Genomic DNA, 18,131 nt, shown 5'->3' on the forward strand with positions numbered 1-18,131 from the left:
CCGGAGCCGTTACTTCTCATCGCGGACCTTGGTCACGGCGGAGAGGAGGTCGTTGTACTTGACCGCGCCGAGGGCCCTGGCGGCGATCCGGCCCTGGCGGTCGATGATCAGGGTGGAGGGGATGGCCGCGGGCGGGACCGTGCCCTGGAAGGAGAGCGCGACCTTGCCCGGCTGGTCGAAGATGCTCGGGTAACCGGACCGGTGGCTGCGTTCGAAGGCGAGCGCGTCGGCCTTGCGGTCCTTGAAGTCGACGCCGAGGAACTCCACGCCGTCGGCCTTGGTCTTGGCCGAGATGTCCTTGAGCACCGGCGCCTCGGCCCGGCAGGGCGCGCACCAGGAGGCCCAGAAGTTGAGCACCACGATCTTGCCCTTGTGGGCCGCGAGGGACGCGGTGCCCCCGTCGAGGGTCTCCCCCTCCACGGGCGGGGCGACCTTGCGGTCGGCGGCCTGGAAAAGGGTGATCTTGCCGTCACCGGCCACGAAGCGGGTGTCGCCGGTCTGCGGCTGCGACCCCTGGTTTCCGGCGCATCCGGCCACGGCGATCAGCAGCGCGGCGGCGGCGAAGGATTGTGCGCGCATGGGTGACGGAGGCTCCCTGTACTACAACCGGTAGAGCAATCACTGTACCGGCGGGGTCAGGCGCCCGGCACAGTGGGGCGTTTGACGAGCGCGGCGGCGGGCTCGCTGTATCCGACGCCGATCAGGCGGTTTCCCTCGAAGGAGAAGCTCGTGAGGCTGGCGAGACCGCACTGCCTGCGGCGCGGGTCGTGCGGCAGGCGCCTGCCCTCGGCGGCGAGCCTGATGGTCCAGATCGGGAGCTGATGGCTGACCATGATCGCCTCATGGCCGCGCGCCGCGTCGCGGGCGGCGTCGATCGCGGCCCTCATCCGGCTGACCAGGTGGGTGTAGCGCTCCCCCCAGGAGGGGCGGAGCGGGTTCCACAGATAGCGGTAGAAGCGCGGGTTGCGGAAGAGGCCGTCGCCCCTGCCGAGGGAGAGGCCCTCGAAGATGTTCTCGGCCTCGATGAGCCGTTCGTCGACCGTGACGTCCAGGTGGAAGGTCTCGGCGAACGGGGCCGCCGTCTCCTGGGCACGCTCCAGCGGCGAGGAGAACAGCGCGGTGACGTCACGTCCGGCGACCGTCTTCGCCACCGTCTCGGCCATCTGGCGGCCGTTGTCGGAGAGGTGGTAGTCGGGGAGCCTGCCGTACAGGACGTTAGCGGGATTGTGCACCTCACCGTGGCGCAGGAGGTGAACGACGGTGGTCTCAGCCATGGTGTCGCCAGCCTACCGACAGGTAGGGGTTGGCGGCCGGGCAGGTGGGCCACTCGGGGCGGATGGGGCGGGATAGGGTCAACCGCGTGAGCCCTCTCGCGCTCGCCCTCGTCCTCTCCTCCGCCGTCGCCCACGCCTGCTGGAACCTGATGAGCAAGCAGGCGGCCGAGGCCGACGGCGTGGTCTTCGTCTGGATGGTGGCCGCCGCCTCCGCGCTGCTCTGGACGCCGGTCGCGGTGGGCTACCTCCTCCTCGGCGGCCCCGGCCCGTCCTGGACCGGCCTCGGGGTGATCGCCGCGAGCACCACGCTGCACCTGGGCTACTTCATGCTGCTGCAGCGCGGCTACCGGCACGGCGACCTGTCGATGGTCTACCCGATCGCCCGCGGCACCGGCCCGCTGCTGGCCAGCCTGGTCGCCGTCCTGTTCCTGGGCGAGCGGCCGGGGCCCGCCGGCGTCACCGGCATCCTGCTGGTCGGGACGGGCGTCCTCCTGCTCGGCGCGGCGCGCGGGCCCAGCCGCCGGGATCTGAGCGGGATCGGGTTCGGGCTGGCCACCGGGGTGTTCATCGCGGCGTACACCGTCTGGGACAAGCAGGTCGTCAGTGCCTTCGCGGTCGCGCCGATCCTGCTCAACTACGGCGGCGACCTCGGCCGCGCCCTGGTCCTGACCACTCCGGCGCTCGGCTCCCGCCGCAGGGGCCTGATCCTGCCCGTCTGGCACGAGCACCGGGCCCGGGTGCTGGGCGCGGCGGTGCTGATGCCCCTCTCCTACCTCCTGGCGCTGACCGCGTACACGTTCTCGCCGATCAGCGCGGTGGCTCCGGTACGGGAGGTCAGCGTGCTCGTGGCGGTGGTGCTCGGCGGCAGGCTGCTCGCCGAGGGCGACCTGCCCCGGCGGCTCCTGGCGGCCTGCGTCATCGTCGGCGGCGTGGTGACGATCGCCCTCAGCTGACGGCGCCTGTCGGCGCCTGGCACCGAAGACCGCTGGAGACCGAAAGTGAACGAAGGCCGGAAGGCGCCGGAGACGTCACCCGGAACCGACGGGACCACCTGGGGAGGCCATTGTCGGGCTCGTCGCCGGCCTTACCGGCTCGGACACGGGGCCGCGGAAGTCGGCGGAGACGGCCTTCAGCGCCTCGACCGCGGCGCGGATGGCCGGGCGGCGCGCGGCGTCGCTCCGCCAGAGCGCGTAGATCCTGCGCGTCGGGCGCGACCGGATCGGGACGACCCGCACCCCCGGCGGGACGAAGTCGCGGCCCAGCCGGGGGATGATCGCGCACCCCTGCTCCGCCGCGACGAGGGCCATCTGGGTCGGGTACTCGTCCGTCATGCAGGTGATGTCCGGCTCCAGCTCGGCCGAGCGCAGCGTGTGGACGAGCCAGTCGTGGCAGACCGTGCCGGGCGCGGAGCTGATCCACCGCTCCCCGGACAGCTCGGCGAGCTCGATCTCGGGACGGGCCGCCAGCGGGTGGGACGCGGGCAGGATCACGTCGGCGATGTCGTCGAAGAGCGTGGCCCTGGACAGCCCTTCGGGGATCGCGACCGGGCGGTTCATCCAGTCCTGGATCACCGCGAGGTCGAGCTCACCCCTGGCCACCTCGCGGATCTGCCGCTCCGGCTCGCGTTCCATGAGCTGCAGGCGCAGGTCGGGGTGGCGGGTGCGCAGCAGGACGAGCGCGGCGGGCATCAGGCCCCGGGCCGCGGTGGGGAAGGCGCCGATGCTCAGCCGCCCCACGACCTCACCGCGCAGCGCCTCGAAGTCGGCCTCCGCCGTCTCGACCAGCGCGAGGATGCGCTCGGCGTGGTCGGCGAGCAGCCCGGCCGCGTCGGTCAGCCGCACCCCGCGCCCGTTGCGCTCCAGCAGGGTCGCGCCCGTCTCCCGCTCCAGCTTGGCCAGCTGCTGGGAGACCGCGGAGGGGGTCACCATCAGCGCCTCGGCCGCGGCGCCCACGGAGCCGTAGACGGAGACCGCGTGCAGGGCCTTGAGCCGGTTGAGATCCAACATGTAAGCAATCCTAAACGGCACCAGGCAGAAAGTCTCACTTGTGCTGAAATATCGTCGGAAACGACGATTGGTGGATGCGTACCCGGCACCTTCTCCTCGCCGTCGGCCTCGCCGCCATGTGGGGCTTCAACTTCGTGGTCATGGAGGCCGGGCTCCGGCACTTCCCCCCGCTGCTCTACGTGGCGCTGCGCTTCCTGCTGGCCGCCTTCCCCGCCGTACTCCTCGTCGGCGGCCCCGGGGTGCCCTGGCGGAAGGTCCTCGTGGCCGGGGCCACCCTGGGCATCGGCCAATACACCCTGCTGCTGATGGGCATGCGGGCGGGCATGCCCGCCGGGCTCACCTCGCTCGTCGTCCAGATCCAGGCGGTCTTCACCGCCGTCCTGGCGGTCTTCCTGCTGAAGGAGCGGCTCACCCGGCGGCGGATCACCGGCATGGCGGTCGCGTTCGCCGGCCTGGTGCTAATCGCCGCCGACCTGGGCACCGGCGGCCCCATCGGCGCGTTCCTGCTGGTCGTCGGCGCGGCCTTCTTCTGGAGCGCGGGCAACATCGCGATCAGGAGCGCCGCGCCGCCCGACTCGTTCCGCTTCATGGTCTGGATCTGCGGGGTCGCGGCCATCCCGATGACGGCCCTGGCCCTGCTGGTGGAGGGGGTACCCCGGCTGGAGTTCTCGGTGGAGGGCAGCCTGTCGGTGCTCTACGTGTCACTGATCGCCACCCTTGGCGGCTTCGCCATCTGGGGCTTCCTGCTCAAGCGCTACGACGCCTCGGTGGTCGCCCCGTCGTCCCTGCTCATCCCGCCCTTCGGCATGGCCTCGGCCGCCCTGTTCACCGGCGAACCCCTCACCCCCGCCAAACTCACCGCCGCCGCCCTGATCATCTCCGGCGTCCTCTACGCCGGCACCCGCTCTTCCCCTTCTTCGGCACCCGCTCCTTCCGTTCGCTCCGAAACGGGAGAGAATGAAATGAGGGCAACGGAGATGATCTGAATGAACACACCGAGTGACGGAGACGATGTTACGGTGACCGACGTGAGCGCCGCACTCGACTACTGGCCCTCCCCGCCCCCATGGGGATGGACCGCCGACGACCTCGACAACCTTCCGGCAGAGGGACCGAACGGCGAGCCCGATTTCTTCAAGCACGTCGAACTCATCGATGGAGCCCTCGTCTTCATGTCCCCCCAGAAACGCTTCCACGAGCGTGTGCTGTTCGGCCTTCGCGTGGTCCTGAACGCCCAGGCTCCCGAGCACGTCGCGGCCGTGCTCCAGATGGACGTCAAGCTCGGCCACCGGATGCGTCCCTGCCCCGACGTCGTGGTCGTCGACGCGAAGGCCGCCGATGACGACGAGCGGACGTTCTACACCCCCGCCGAGGTGCATCTCGCCGTCGAGGTGGTCTCCCCCGAATCCGAGGATCGCGACCGAAAGACCAAGCCGTCCCGCTACGCCGAAGCGGGCATCGTGCACTTCTGGCGGGTGGAGAACAACGGCGGCTCCCCCGTGGTCTACGTCTACGAGCTCGACCCTGCCACCCACACGTACGCCCTCACCGGCATCCACCACGACCGCCTGACCGTCCCGGTGCCCTTCCCGATCACCATCGACCTCGGCGACCTGCCCCGGTAGGGGGGCCGCCTCGACGTGGCCGGGAAACGCGGCCCAGGTGCCAACTCGGGACGCCCCATGAGCCTCGTACATCGAGCGAGCCCCGGCGAGCGCCCGTGCGCTCCTTTCCGCACGGGCGCTTCAGCTACGGCGCCCAACCGCCGACGGCCCCGCCAGAATCGCTTCAGCGTCCCAGAGGACCATGGGCGGCCCGGCAAAAAGCGACTACGGTCCGCTGGGCGTACGGCGAGACGAGCCGTGTGCGGAGGTGGGTGGGTGTTCCGGGCGGCTTATAAAAATCCGCAAGCAGCGCGCCCGCCAGGCCGGAGGCCTGACACACCAGAGCCGCCACCAACGACGGCCGCCCGGAGCGCCCACCCACCGGAGCACGAACCCACCTCACACACCGGCCAGGCATCCAGAGAACACCCACAAGAGCACGAACCCGCCCGACATGCTCAAACGGAAGCCTGAGCGGCGGCCTTCGCGGCGGCCGGAAGGGCGTCGGTGATGCGGGAGAGGGCCTCGTCGTCGTGGGCGGAGGACAGGAACCACGCCTCGTACGCCGACGGCGGCAGGTAGACGCCCTGGTCGAGCATCGCGTGGAAGAACGCCCGGTGGGCGGCGGTGTCCTGCTTCTGGGCGACGGCGAAGTCGGTGACCCGCTCGTCGGTGAAGAAGACCGAGAACAGGCTCCCGGCGCGCTGCAGGCGGTGCGGCACCCCTGCCGCGGCCAGGGCGTCGGAGGTGGCGCGGCCGATGACCAGCGCCGCGGCGTCCACCCGGTCGTAGACCCCCTCGTCGCAGGCGCGCAGGGTGGCCAGACCGGCCGCGCAGGCCAGCGGGTTCCCGGACAGGGTGCCCGCCTGGTAGACCGGCCCCTCCGGCGCGAGGTGGGCCATCACGTCCGCGCGCCCGCCGAACGCGGCGGCGGGCAGCCCGCCGCCCATGACCTTGCCGAAGGTCATGAGGTCGGCGTCGACCGGGTCGAGCCCGTACCAGCCGGACTCCGACACCCGGAAGCCGGTGAGCACCTCGTCGACGATCAACAGCGCGCCGTGCGCGGTGCACAGCTCGCGCAACGTGGCGTTGAACCCGTCGAGCGGCGGGACGACGCCCATGTTGGCCGGGCACGCCTCGGTGATCACGCACGCGATGTCGGCGCCGAAGGTCTGGAAGGCCTCCGTGACCGCCTCGACCGAGTTGTACGGCAGCACCACGGTGTCGGCGGCCGAGGCGCCGGTCACGCCGGGGGTGTCGGGCAGGCCGAAGGTCACCACGCCGGAACCGGCCGAGGCGAGCAGGGCGTCGACGTGGCCGTGGTAGCAGCCCGCGAACTTAACGATCTTGGAGCGGCCGGTGAACCCCCGGGCCAGCCGCACGGCGGACATGGTCGCCTCGGTGCCGGAGCTGACCAGCCGGACCTTCTCCACCGGCTCGACCCGGGCGACGATCTCCTCGGCGAGCTCGACCTCGCCGGGCGTCGCCGTCCCGAACGAGGTGCCGTCGCGCAGCGCCTCCTGCAGGGCCTCGATCACGGCGGGGTGCCGGTGGCCGAGGATCATCGGCCCCCACGAGCAGACCAGGTCGACGTAGCGGTTGCCGTCGACGTCGGTGATGTAGGGGCCCTGCCCCGAGGTCATGAAGCGCGGCGTGCCGCCGACGGCGCCGAAGGCTCGGACCGGGGAGTTGACGCCCCCGGGGACGATCTCACGTGCGCGGGCGAACAGGGCCTCGGAGTTCTCAGTACGGCTCACGCCCTACAGGGTAGTCACCGCGGGACGGACCTCCGCCCGCCTCGTCCGGGCGCCCTCTGTCCTCCCTGACCGGAACTCCGGTTATCGGGGCATCCGCCTCAGGACCGCAGGACAGCGTGCGCGGAACCCCTCGCGCACGGTGACGACGACCGGCTCACTCGCAGGTGTCGGCGAGCCAGTCGAGGACGCGCAGGGGGTCGGGCAGCGGCCGTCCGTCGGGCGGGCGCAGCCACGAGCCGGACCCGCCGGTCGGCAGCAGCGAGGGCGGGGCGAGAACGTAGCTGTCGCGGCAGTGCCAGCGCAGGCCGGGCATCTCGTCGATGGTGGACGGGCCGAAGTCGAGGGCGCAGGTCCACCACTCGTCCTCGTCGTCGGAGACGTTCCTGGTGGCCACATAGAACAGGGCCCGGTCGCCGTTGACGGCGACCGGGCCCGAGGTTGCTCCGGCGGAGTCCATGTTCGCGAGGGTGGTGCGCCCCGCGGCGAGCGGTACGTCGAAGACGTCGAACACCCGCCCCGTGGGCAGGACCACGTTCGCCTCCGGCTCGTACCGCCACCAGTTGGTGAGCAGGGTCGGGTCGGTGGTGGCCTGCATCTGCCAGGCCCGCGAGAGGGGGTGCGCCCCCGGGTCGGGACAGCCGACCCGGTCGCAGGAGCAGGATCGCGAACCGCCCTTCAGCGGCCTCGCGCCGGGACAGCTCGCCCAGCCGAGGGCGGCGTACTCCAGCACAGAGTTGATCATCTGCTTCGGATGAGCATGTCGTCTGCTTCGACGAACCATCGGTACCCCGACCATTGTGTCCTCCGTCGTCCGCGCACCCCGCGTGTCACCCGGATGCGATCGACCTGTCCCACTCTGGTCAGTGAAGAACGTCAAATACCCAGGGTCTACGCCACCTGGGACACATCCGCACCGGTTATCGCACTCTAACGCACACGCTTCTCCATCAAGCGACGAACCTCCAGTTCTCGGCACGTGCCGTCGGTCTCATCTCAGCTTCGCGACCATCCGGCCGACCACCTCGACCGGTCTCGTCCCAGCTCCGCGACCACCCCGGCCGACCATCCCGGCCGACCATCCCGGCCGGTCTCATCTCAGCTTCGCGGCCACCTCGGTCGCCCAGTAGGTGAGGATCATGTCGGCGCCCGCCCGGCGGATCGCGACCAGCGACTCCATGATCGCCCGGTCCCGGTCGATCCAGCCGTTCGCCGCCGCGGCCTCGATCATGGCGTACTCGCCGCTGACCTGGTACGCCGCCACCGGGACGTCCACGGCGTCGCGCACCTGGCGCAGGATGTCGAGGTAGGCGAGAGCGGGCTTGACCATGACGGCGTCGGCGCCCTCGTCGAGGTCCAGCCGCACCTCGCGCAACGCCTCGCCGACCGGTCCCGCCGGGTCCTGCTGGTAGGCGTTGCGGTCGCCGAACTGCGGAGCGCACTCGGCCGCCTCGCGGAACGGCCCGTAGAACGCCGAGGCGTACTTGGCCGAGTACGCGAGGATCGGGATCTGCTCGAAGCCGTCGCCGTCGAGGGCCGCCCTGATCGCCGCGACCTGGCCGTCCATCATGCCGCTCGGCGCGATGACCTGCGACCCGGCCCGCGCCTGGGCCACCGCCGAGGCGGCGTAGCGCTCCAGGGTGGCGTCGTTGTCGACCTCCCCGTCCGGGGTCAGGATGCCGCAGTGCCCGTGGTCGGTGAACTCGTCCAGGCAGGTGTCGGTCATCACGACCAGCGCGTCGCCCACGTCGGCGACCAGGTCGGCGACGGCGAGCTGGACGATCCCCTCCGGGTCGTCGGCCGCCGACCCCCGGCCGTCCTTCACCGCGGGGACGCCGAACAGGATCAGCCCGCCGACCCCGGCCTCGGCGGCCTCGTGGGCGGCCTTGCGCAGCGAGTCGCGGGTGTGCTGGAACACCCCGGGCATCGAGCCGATCGGGTTCGGCTCGGCGATGCCCTCCTTCACGAACATCGGCAGCACCAGCTCGGCCGGGTGCAGCCGGGTTCCGGCCACCATCCGGCGCATCGGTGCCGTACGGCGGAGCCTGCGCGGTCGCGCGACAGGGAACTGGGCCGTCATGCTGTCTCCCCCTCTCCCCGGCCGGTAGGGGACTGCGGGCCGGAGGAGCTCGGTCGTGTGTTCATGGCTCGCCGCTCGACGCGGCGCGACGCCGGTCGGCGTGTGACGCGGCGCCGACCGCAGTACCGATCATCGCGACGACGGTCACGCCCCGTGGCGCTCGCCCGGGGCCGTCGAACGCGGCCCGCCCGCCCGTCGTGCGCGGGCGGGCGTCACCTCCAAGGTTACTCGGCGCGTCTCAAGGTCACTTGAAGCGTTTCGAGGTCACTTGGCGCGTCTCAAGGTCACCTGAAGCGTTTCGAGGTCACTTGGCGCGGCGCCGGGCACCCCGCCGGGTCTGCGAGGGCCTGCGGGGGACGTCCCCCGCCATCACGGCCGCCTGCCGCTGCTTGGCACCATACTCCGCCAGCGCCGCCGCGAGGGCGGAAGCCGAGGGTTTGTCGGCCATCACGTCGACGCGGAGCCCGAACTCCTCGGCGGTCTTCGCGGTCTGCGGGCCGATCACGGCGATGACCGTGACGTTGTGCGGCTTGCCCGCGATGCCCACCAGGTTGCGGACGGTGCTCGACGAGGTGAACAGCACCGCGTCGAACCCGCCGCCCTTGATGGCCTCGCGGGTCGGGGCGGGCGGCGGCGCGGCGCGGACGGTCCGGTAGGCGGTCACGTCGTCGCACTCCCAGCCCAGCTCGGTCAGCCCGGCCACGAGCGTCTCGGTCGCGATGTCGGCGCGCGGCAGCAGCACCCGGTTGATCGGGTCGAGCATCGAGTCGTACGGGGGCCACTCGGCCAGCAGGCCCTCCGACGACTGCTCGCCGGACGGCATCAGGTCGGGCTTCACGCCGAAGCTCACCAGCGCCCGCGCCGTGCTGTCTCCCACGGCCGCGACCTTGAGCCCGGCGAACGCGCGGGCGTCCAGGCCGTACTCCTCGAACTTCTCGCGTACGGCCTTGACCGCGTTCGCGCTGGTGAAGGCCACCCACTCGTAGCGTCCGGTGACCAGGCCCTTGATCGCGCGGTCCATCTGCTGCGGGGTGCGCGGCGGCTCGACGGAGATCGTGGGGACCTCCTCGGGCACCGCGCCGTACGAGCGCAGCTGCTCGACCAGGCCGGCCGACTGCTCCTTGGTCCTGGGCACGAGCACCCGCCAGCCGAACAGCGGCTTGGTCTCGAACCACGACAGCCGGTCGCGCATGCCGACGGCCTCGCCGACCACGATCAGCGCGGGCTCGGTCATCCCCGCGTGCTTGAGGTCGGGCGCGAGCCTGCCCAGCGTGGTCACCACGGTGTGCTGCTCGGTGGTGGTGCCCGCGCCGCTGACCGCCACGGGCGTCGAGTCGGGCCGGCCCGCCGCGACCAGCGCCTTGCCGATCGGCACGGCCTCCGCGACGCCGTTGTAGATCACCAGGGTGCCCGCCCCGGTGGCGTACGCCGACCAGTCGTCGATCTGGGTCGCGTCCACGACCCGGAACTCGGGCACCGACACCGCGGCGGGGATCCCCGCGTAGGTGAGCACCGCCGTCGCCGGCGGCACGCCGGGCACGATCTCGAAGTCCACCTCCGCCTTGGCGCAGGCCGCGACCTCCTCGGTGATCGAGGAGAAGAACATCGGGTCGCCCGCGCACAGCCGCACGACGGCGCTGCCGCCCTTGGCGGTCTTGACGGCCTTCAGCGAGACGGCGCCGTCCTCGGCCACGTCGACGACGTCGACGCCCTCGCGGCAGTGGCGCAGCAGCGGGCCGTACGCCTCCCGGTCGAGGATGACGACGTCCGCCTTGGAAAGCAGGTCGGCGCCGCGCAGCGTGAGCAGGCCCGCGTCACCGGGGCCGGCGCCGACGAAGGCGACGAACCCGGAAGGGCGCTCGAAGGTGGTACTTCCGGAGCTCAATGTGCTCGCTCCCCTATCAACGTGCCGGCCCCCTCCGCGATCATCTCGGCCGCGAGGTCGCGGCCGAGATCCGTGGGCGCGGAAGAGCTTCCGGCGGCGGACTTGCGCACCGCGCGCCTGCCGTCGACGGCGACGACAGCGGCGGTAAGGATCAGGTCGGACCCGCTCTCGGCCGAGTACGCGCCCACCGGGGCGGCGCACCCCGCCTCCAGGGCGTTGAGCACCGCGCGCTCCGCGGTGACCGCGGCGCGGGTGCGCGGGTCGTCGAGCACGCCCAGCAACTCGATCAGGTCGGAGCGGTCGGAGCGGCACTCCACGGCCAGCGCGCCCTGGCCGGGCGCGGGCAGCATCTCCTCGACCTCGAAGACCTGGGAGATCTCGGCCTCGCGGCCCAGCCGTCCGAGCCCGGCGGCGGCGAGCACGACCCCCTGCAGCTGGCCGGAGGTCACCTTGCCGATGCGGGTGTCCGCGTTGCCGCGGATGGGCACGTAGTCAAGATCAGGGCGGATCGTCCTGAGCTGAGCGATCCGGCGCGGGGAACCCGTGCCGATCTTCGCGCCGGGCTGCAGGTCGGCCAGCTTGGCGACGCTCACCAGGGCGTCCCTGGGGTCGTCGCGCGGCGGGATCGCCGCGATGACCACGCGCGGGTCGGGCGTGGTGGGCAGGTCCTTCAGCGAGTGCACCGCGAGGTCGATCTCGCCCTCGATCAGCTTGTCGCGCAGCGCGCTGACGAAGACACCCGTGCCACCGAGCTGCGTGAGGTCGGCCTTGGTCACGTCCCCGAAGGTGGTGACGCCGACCAGCTCGACGGCCGCGCCGGTCAGCTCGGTGAGGCGGGCGGCGACCAGGCCCGACTGCGTCGTGGCCATGACGCTCCGCCTGGTGCCCAGCCGGAGCGGAGGGGAAACGCTGCTCACAGGCCTGCCTCCTTCTTGCTCGGCTCGGTGTTCTTACCCGGCCCGGCGTCGATCGTCTCGATGCGCCGCACCGCTTCGGGCACCTTCGGGTCAAGATTGAACAGCTCGCGCAGCGCCTCGGCGTAATGATCGCCCGCCGGCGACTCCGCCAGCTGCTTGACGCGCACGGTGGGCTCGTGGAGCAGCTTGTCGACCACGCGCCTGACGGTCTGGCCGACCTCGTCCCTGACGCGCCCCTCAAGATCGGGGAGCCGCGCGGCGAGCCGCCCGAGCTCCGCCTCGACCACCTGGGCAGCCTTGCTCCGCAGCGCCACCACGGTCGGCGTGACGCGCGCGGCGCGCTCGGCCGACAGGTAGGCGGTGACCTCCTCGGCGACGATGCCGCGCACGGCGGTGACCGCCTCGGCGCGACCGCCGTCGTCGGTGCCGGCGTCGGCCTCGCCCTCCTGCATGGACTCCAGGTCGACCAGCGTCACACCGGGCAGCCGCCGTACGGCGGGGTCGATGTCGTGCGGCAGGGCCAGGTCCAGCAGGAACGTCTCGCGGGGGGTCACCATGTCGGCCGTGATGACCACGTCGGTGGCGCCGGTGCAGGAGATGACCAGATCGGCCTCCGCCAGCTCGGCCGCCAGGTCGCCGAACGCGGCGGCCCTGCCGCCGACCGTCTGCGCCAGCCGTACGGCGCGGTCGTGGGTCCGGTTGACCACCACGATGTCGGTGACGCCCGCCCGCTGCAGGGTCGCGGCCGACAGGGCGCTCATCGAGCCCGCGCCCACCACCAGGGCCCGCCTCCCCTGGAGGGGGCCGAGGGTACGCTCGGCGAGGGTGAGCCCCACGCCGACGAGCGAGGCGCCCGCCCGGTCGATGCCGGTCTCGGTGTGCGACCGCTTGCCCACCCGCAGCGACTGCTGGACGAGCTCGTTGAGCGCCGGGCCGAGGGTGCCCTCCTCCTGGGCGAGCCTGAGCGCCGAGCGCACCTGGCCGAGGATCTGCCCCTCGCCCAGGACCATCGAGTCGAGGCCGGAGCCGACCGAGAACAGGTGCTCGACGGCGCGGTCCTCGTAGTGCACGTAGAGGTGGGAGACCAGCTGCTCCATGGAGACGCCGGAGTGGGTGCTGAGCAGCCGGGAGAGCGAGGTCACCGCGGCGTGGAACCGGTCGACCTCGGCGTAGATCTCGACCCGGTTGCACGTCGAGACGATCATGGTCTCGGCGACGTGGACGTCCTGCTGGACGTCCCGCAGCAGCTTCACCAGCGACTCACCGGAGACGGAGACCCGCTCCAGCAGGGCCACCGGTGCCGTCCGGTGGCTCAGGCCGACGACGAGAACGCTCATCGGCCCTCTCCCGCCTTCCGGCCGCCCCCGCGGGCTCCGGGGCTTCGGGAGCCCCGAGAGCTCGGGGAGGGGAGACGGCCGGCCGGGGACGCGGCGCTCGCCGCACTACTGGTCACCCTGCTCATGATCGCCGTGCCTGTGCTCCCCGTCTCCGTATTCGTCCTCATACGTGCAATGTTCATGGTGCTCGTCGGGGTCGTCCGGGAAAGTCGGGAGATGCCGTGCCCGTCGGCTCGTGCGCCGTGCCTCTTCACAAGTCCACCGCCTCGGGCCACTCCTCGGCCATCGCGGGCCCCCCACTCATCCGATCCGCCTTGCGCTGCTCATGGAACGCCAGGATCTGCAATTCAATCGATAGGTCGACTTTACGGATATCGACGCCTTCTGGCACGGAAAGGACGACGGGGGCGAAGTTCAGGATGCTGGTGACCCCTACGGCGACGACCCGGTCGGCCACCTGCTGGGCCGCCACGGCCGGTGTCGCGAGCACCACGATCGACACTCCCCGCCGTCTTATCACGGCCTCCAGCTCGTCGATGTGCTCCACATTCAATCCCGCGATGTGGTCGCCCACCACTTCGGGGTCGGCGTCCAGCAGCGCCGCGACCCTGAACCCGCGGGAGACGAACCCGCCGTAGTTGGCGAGCGCACGCCCGAGGTTACCCACTCCGACGATGGCCACGGCCCAGTCCTGGGTGAGACCCAGCTCACGGGAGATCTGGTAGATGAGGTACTCGACGTCGTAGCCGACCCCGCGGGTGCCGTACGACCCCAGGTGGGAGAGATCCTTGCGAAGCTTGGCCGAGTTGACGCCCGCCGCGACGGCCAGGTCCTCCGAGCTCACGGTCGCCAGGCCACGCTCGGCCATGCCGTTCAGCGCTCGCAGATAGAGCGGCAGCCGGGCGACGGTCGCCTCGGGGATGCCGCGTTCGCGGGCTTGGGACAGACGGCGGATCACGTGCCGGAACTCCAGGGGGACAGGCGGCCGGCGCGGCCCGGACGCGACGGATGACGAGGTGAAACCACTGTCATTCAGGTTAGTCCTTTTGTGAACCGATGCACAAAGTGAGTGTTCACAATCTTGGCCGCGTCCCCCGCCGGCCCGTCGTCCGCCCCCTCGTCAGGCCACTGACCTGCGTATTCAGCGGGTACGGGCCCCGCCGTCACCGGTTCCTCGATGCCGCCGGACCGGACCCCCGCCCTCGGCCGCGGTTCGGCTACCGTGGCGGTCATGTCACCGCGAGACCATCGCATCACCCTGCTCGGCAAACCCGGTTGCCACCTGTGCGACGACGCGCGGGCGGTGATCGAGCGGGTCGCCGCGGACCTCGGCGTCCCGTGGGAGGAGCGCGACATCACGGCCTCCGAGGAGGACCAGGCCCGCTACTGGGAGATGATCCCGGTCACCCTCGTCGACGGGGTGCAGCACGACTTCTGGCGCGTGGACGAGAACCGCCTGCGCGCCGCCCTCGGCGCCCCCGACGCCTGAGGGCCACGCGGGTGGCCAGGTCTTCGCCGAGGTCACGCCCGCCGCCGCCCTCGACGCCTGAGGTCCGCGCGGGTGGCCAGCCGGCGGACCACCCGCGCCGCGCTCACGACCTGAAGGCGGTCGGGAGCGGCATCACCTTTGCGGCGTTCACGGTGAGTTCGATCACATTGGTGGCGAGCACCATCGCCTGGCGCTCGGTGACGAAGCGCTGCGTGTGGGGCTGGCGCTGGTGGTCGCCGTAGGCGACCTCGTCCCGGTAGAGCTCGTAGACGATGCGCTGGAGCGGCGCCGACTTCACCGAGTGGCAGGTGTAGACGAGCGTGTCGGGCTCGGAGCGGCGCACCGCCTCGACGGTCTCGTCCGCGAGCCGGTCGAACCTCTCCCCGGTGCCGTCGAGCAGGGTGAAGACGGTCAGCAGGCCGAAGATGCTCGGCGAGGGACGGTTCGAGCCGCCCTGCGGGTCACCCGCACCGCCCGGAATTCCCGGCCCGCCCGGATACATGGCACCGGTCGAGGGGGTGGCGCCGAACGCCTGGTCGTAGCCCGGGGAGCCGCCCCGGTCGTAGCCCCTGGAGCCCCCGCGCCCCTGCTCGGCCCCCGGTGAGGGCGCGCCGCCGAAGGCCTGGTCGGCGGGCATGGGCTGGAGGCTGCCCGGCCTGCCGGCACCGGGCGCGCCCGGCATGCCGAACTCACCCGTGCCGGGGCCCGCGGACCTGCCGAACTCACCGGCGCCGGGACCCACGGGCCTGCCGAACTCACCGGTTCCTCCGGGCCTGCCGAACTCGTCCGTGCCTCCCGGCATGCCGAACTCGCCGGTGCCAGGCCCTGCGGACCTGCCGGAACCGGGGGCGCCGTGCCTGCCGAACTCGTTGGCCGGGATGTTGTACTCACCGGTCGCGGGGCCGGGCACGCCCGGCATGCCGAACTGGCCGGTGACCGGCGGCGGCTGCCTGCCGGGATCACCGCCGCGCCTGCCGGGGTCACCGCCGGGCGGCTGGTCGGCGGGCGGCATGCCGTACTCGCCCGCCATGAACATCCCCGTGGCGGGGCCGCCGAACCTGTCGTCGGGCGGGGAGGGTTGCTGCCGCATGCGCGCAGCGTAGTCGACGTCCTGCTCGCCCGCGCGGTACTCGGCCACGAGATCACCGAGGCCGGAGCGGCGGGGTGTCTCCTCGGCCAGGGCGCGGGCGGGAGGGCTCTCCGGGGTCACGCGGCGCCCGGCGACCTGCACGTCGCGGGGCTGGTACTCGGGGCGGCTCGGCCTCGGGGGGCGGTCCTCCCACTCGTCGTCCGCGTCGTCGTCATCGTCGTCCTCGTAGGGCGCGAGCGGGCGGAGCATGGCGTACCAGACCGCGGCGGCCGTGACGAAGAGCAGGAGCGCGGTGAACATGCCGGGCACCGCGAAGCTGACGGCTCCGACGAGGGCGAGGCCCGTGGGGGCGAGCACCAGGAGTGCGTGCATGTTGTCGGCGTCGTAGTCGTCACCGCCGCGCCAGCGCAGGACCGCCAGCAGCAGCCCGCCCAGCAGCGCGAGCGCGACGATCACGTGGACGGCCCCGAGCAGGTAGGCCGGGGGCAGGTTCCAGTGGCGGCTGCCCAGCGGGAGGACCTTGGCGAAGTCCTTCTCCTGCAGGATCGGGTCGACCGCGAGGATCACCGTGGCGATGACGGTGAGGGCGATCCCCAGGAGCCAGGAGGAGAACCTGGCCGTGCTCTTCCTGGCCAGCAACTGGATGACCCCGACGGCGAGCCACAGGGGCGCCAGCATGGATCCGGTCAGTTGGTAAATACGGAACGTGCCCGACCCAAACCCGATCAGGTAACCGGTGGCGATTACTGCGAGTGAGACGGAGAGAGACGCCGTCGTGATGCTCCAGGCGATCAGCCAGCCTTTGGGCTCACTCCGGAGGCGACTGACGAGAGCACCGGTGGCGATGGCTGCGAGCAATGCACCGGCGAAGGCGATGACAGCGACGAGGACTTCCATGGTGTCTCCAATGCTGCCGGACATTACCCCCCAACCGGTAGCCGAACCCTTGGCGGGCTACCGGAGCCGGTCAGAAACAACCGACCCCACACCGTATCCGGCGGTTACCCCCAGTCACGACGCTTCGAAGTGGATTGTGCAATTACCCGTTCATTTCTAGAGTGATCGAGCACGCCGTACCCCCTCCCCTCAGGGATACCGGATGCCTGAAACGTGGCCGCTCGCAGGGCACCTCCCCACGACAGTGGGGGTAGCCCAGCCCGTCCGCAGCAATGACCTCACCGTGCGTGAGGATGCCTCCGAAGAACTCCGGAGGCTCGTTTTGCGTGCCAAAACCGGAGACACGGATGCTTTTGGCACGCTCTACGATCGTTACCTCACCCTGGTGTACCGCTACGTCTACTTCCGGGTCGGCTCACACCCGCTGGCCGAGGATCTCACGAGCGAGACCTTTCTCCGCGCGCTCCGCCGGATCACGGACTTCACGTGGCAAGGGCGTGATTTCGGGGCCTGGCTCGTGACCATCGCGAGGAACCTGATCACCGATCACTTCAAGTCCGGCAGGTACCGCCTTGAGGTCACGACGGCCGAGGTGATCGACACCCCGCTCGACGGCCCGCACATCCCGGAGAACGCCGTCGTCACCGCGATGATCAGCGATCGGGTGCTCACCGCCGTCCGCGACCTCGGTCCCGAGCAGCAGGAGTGCGTGGTGCTGCGCTTCCTGCACGGCATGTCACTGGCGGAGACCGCGCTCATCATGGGCAAGAAGAGCGGCGCCATCAAGGCGCTCCAGTTCCGCGCGATCCGCGCCCTGGCCCGCGCGCTGCCCTCGGACCTCGGCTGAAGCCGAAACCGAGGCGAAGCCGAAACCGAGGCGAAGCCGAAGCTGACACCGGGTCGTCGTCTCCCCGCCGCGACCGCCACGTCCGAAACGATGTTCCCATGCCGATGCCGTGCGACGCGTAACCTGCCGTGCCGAGTCGTCGTTAGGCAAGTGACACCGATGGATCATGAGCTGGGGGCGGCAGGGAGCGTTCATGGGGAAGTGGCTGCCCGGATTCTCTCGGAGGTCGCAGGCGCGCATTCAGGATCGCGTGTCACGACTCGGCGCCCGCATGGCGGCCACCCCCCGGCCCGAGTTCAACGCCAGGCTCCGCGAGCAGCTCACGCAGTCTCCCCCCGGGGAGGACGACGTCCCCGAGCGGCGGCCGGCGGGCCCCCGCCACTCCCGGCGGAGATCCCGCGTGGGGCTGTTCCCCCAGTTGCTGAGCATCGCCATGGTGGCCTCGATGCTGGTCTCCGGCGTGTGGACCTACCGGTCGATGCCCGGCGACACCTTCTACCCCCTCAAGCGCGCCGCCGAGAGGACGCTGTTCCACCTGAGCAGCGACGACGCCGAACGGGCCGACCGCTCCTTCGGCTACGCCGAGACCCGCGCCCGCGAGGTCAAGGAACTCCTGGGCTCCGGAGAGGGCGCGGGAGAGCGTGAGGACGTGATCGGCGAGACCCTCCAGGCCATGGAGGACACCACGCGCTCCGCGGTGACCTCCCTGCGGCAGATGCGGCGCCGCGACTCCGCGAGCGCCAAGGAGCTCAAGCGCTTCGTCCAGAAACAGCGCACCCAGATCGCCGGGATGATCCCCAAAATGGGCGCGGAGAACCAGCGCAAGGCCCACGTCTACCTCAACTACATCGAGGGCCTGGCCCCACCTGAGTAGCCGGTCCGGGACGGGACCGCTCTCGCCTTCCCGGACCCGTACCACCGCGAACGGTCCCGTCCCGGACCGTGACCACC

17 protein-coding genes are annotated in these 18,131 nt (G+C 71.3%); 6 read left to right on the plus strand and 11 right to left on the minus strand.

What is annotated here, in order from left to right:
- Positions 1-9: 9 nt before the first annotated feature.
- Positions 10-579 carry a TlpA family protein disulfide reductase gene (locus tag ACFYWM_RS28230; protein ID WP_389919331.1) on the minus strand — a complete coding sequence of 190 codons (570 nt, stop codon included), beginning with the start codon at positions 577-579 and terminating at the stop codon, positions 10-12.
- A gap of 56 nt (positions 580-635) precedes the next feature.
- Entirely contained in the window at positions 636-1,274 is a 639-nt protein-coding gene (locus ACFYWM_RS28235; protein ID WP_389919334.1) for a histidine phosphatase family protein, read from the minus strand.
- An 86-nt stretch (positions 1,275-1,360) separates the two neighbouring features.
- Between ACFYWM_RS28235 and ACFYWM_RS28240 the strand changes: the two genes are divergently transcribed.
- On the plus strand, positions 1,361-2,227 hold the full coding sequence (locus tag ACFYWM_RS28240) for an EamA family transporter (RefSeq protein WP_389919337.1): 867 nt from the start codon (positions 1,361-1,363) through the stop codon (positions 2,225-2,227).
- A gap of 75 nt (positions 2,228-2,302) precedes the next feature.
- On the opposite strand, the gene ACFYWM_RS28245 is transcribed toward ACFYWM_RS28240, so the two are convergent.
- Complete coding sequence (locus tag ACFYWM_RS28245) at positions 2,303-3,280, minus strand: LysR family transcriptional regulator (RefSeq protein ID WP_389919340.1); 978 nt, start codon at positions 3,278-3,280, stop codon at positions 2,303-2,305.
- Positions 3,281-3,354: 74 nt separating this feature from the next.
- On the opposite strand from ACFYWM_RS28245, the gene ACFYWM_RS28250 reads away from it, so the two are divergent.
- Entirely contained in the window at positions 3,355-4,266 is a 912-nt protein-coding gene (locus tag ACFYWM_RS28250) for an EamA family transporter (RefSeq protein WP_389919342.1), read from the plus strand.
- A gap of 42 nt (positions 4,267-4,308) precedes the next feature.
- Complete coding sequence (locus ACFYWM_RS28255) at positions 4,309-4,905, plus strand: Uma2 family endonuclease (protein WP_389919344.1); 597 nt, start codon at positions 4,309-4,311, stop codon at positions 4,903-4,905.
- A gap of 437 nt (positions 4,906-5,342) precedes the next feature.
- Here ACFYWM_RS28255 and hemL read toward each other — a convergent pair whose 3' ends face one another.
- The 7 genes from hemL to ACFYWM_RS28290 all read right to left on the minus strand — a co-directional run bounded on the left by hemL (position 5,343) and on the right by ACFYWM_RS28290 (position 13,815).
- Positions 5,343-6,641 carry a glutamate-1-semialdehyde 2,1-aminomutase gene (hemL, locus tag ACFYWM_RS28260; protein WP_389919347.1) on the minus strand — a complete coding sequence of 433 codons (1,299 nt, stop codon included), beginning with the start codon at positions 6,639-6,641 and terminating at the stop codon, positions 5,343-5,345.
- 154 nt (positions 6,642-6,795) lie between these two features.
- Positions 6,796-7,437: a bifunctional DNA primase/polymerase gene (locus ACFYWM_RS28265; RefSeq protein ID WP_389919350.1), complete on the minus strand. Its 642-nt coding sequence runs from the start codon at positions 7,435-7,437 to the stop codon at positions 6,796-6,798.
- 294 nt (positions 7,438-7,731) lie between these two features.
- A complete protein-coding gene (hemB, locus tag ACFYWM_RS28270) occupies positions 7,732-8,718 on the minus strand; it encodes a porphobilinogen synthase (RefSeq protein ID WP_389919352.1) in 987 nt (328 codons plus the stop codon).
- Positions 8,719-9,022: 304 nt separating this feature from the next.
- On the minus strand, positions 9,023-10,603 hold the full coding sequence (locus ACFYWM_RS28275) for a uroporphyrinogen-III synthase (RefSeq protein ID WP_389919354.1): 1,581 nt from the start codon (positions 10,601-10,603) through the stop codon (positions 9,023-9,025).
- A complete protein-coding gene (gene hemC, locus ACFYWM_RS28280) occupies positions 10,600-11,520 on the minus strand; it encodes a hydroxymethylbilane synthase (protein WP_389919357.1) in 921 nt (306 codons plus the stop codon). The genes ACFYWM_RS28275 and hemC overlap by 4 nt, the downstream gene beginning before the upstream one ends.
- A complete protein-coding gene (locus tag ACFYWM_RS28285) occupies positions 11,517-12,857 on the minus strand; it encodes a glutamyl-tRNA reductase (protein WP_389919359.1) in 1,341 nt (446 codons plus the stop codon). The genes hemC and ACFYWM_RS28285 overlap by 4 nt, the downstream gene beginning before the upstream one ends.
- A 250-nt stretch (positions 12,858-13,107) precedes the next feature.
- On the minus strand, positions 13,108-13,815 hold the full coding sequence (locus tag ACFYWM_RS28290; RefSeq protein ID WP_362690118.1) for a redox-sensing transcriptional repressor Rex: 708 nt from the start codon (positions 13,813-13,815) through the stop codon (positions 13,108-13,110).
- Positions 13,816-14,088: 273 nt separating this feature from the next.
- Here ACFYWM_RS28290 and ACFYWM_RS28295 point away from each other — a divergent pair, with 273 nt between their 5' ends.
- Positions 14,089-14,346 (plus strand): glutaredoxin family protein, encoded by a 258-nt coding sequence (locus ACFYWM_RS28295; protein ID WP_350968947.1) that lies wholly within the window; start codon positions 14,089-14,091, stop codon positions 14,344-14,346.
- 103 nt (positions 14,347-14,449) lie between these two features.
- On the opposite strand, the gene ACFYWM_RS28300 is transcribed toward ACFYWM_RS28295, so the two are convergent.
- Positions 14,450-16,114 (minus strand): antibiotic biosynthesis monooxygenase, encoded by a 1,665-nt coding sequence (locus tag ACFYWM_RS28300; RefSeq protein WP_389919362.1) that lies wholly within the window; start codon positions 16,112-16,114, stop codon positions 14,450-14,452.
- A gap of 421 nt (positions 16,115-16,535) precedes the next feature.
- On the opposite strand from ACFYWM_RS28300, the gene ACFYWM_RS28305 reads away from it, so the two are divergent.
- Both ACFYWM_RS28305 and ACFYWM_RS28310 read left to right on the plus strand, forming a co-directional pair.
- Entirely contained in the window at positions 16,536-17,180 is a 645-nt protein-coding gene (locus ACFYWM_RS28305) for a sigma-70 family RNA polymerase sigma factor (protein WP_389919365.1), read from the plus strand.
- A gap of 250 nt (positions 17,181-17,430) precedes the next feature.
- On the plus strand, positions 17,431-18,054 hold the full coding sequence (locus ACFYWM_RS28310; RefSeq protein ID WP_389919368.1) for a DUF5667 domain-containing protein: 624 nt from the start codon (positions 17,431-17,433) through the stop codon (positions 18,052-18,054).
- Positions 18,055-18,131: the final 77 nt, after the last annotated feature.

Source organism: Streptosporangium sp. NPDC002721 (assembly GCF_042888905.1).
Classification (GTDB): Bacteria; Actinomycetota; Actinomycetes; order Streptosporangiales; family Streptosporangiaceae; genus Streptosporangium.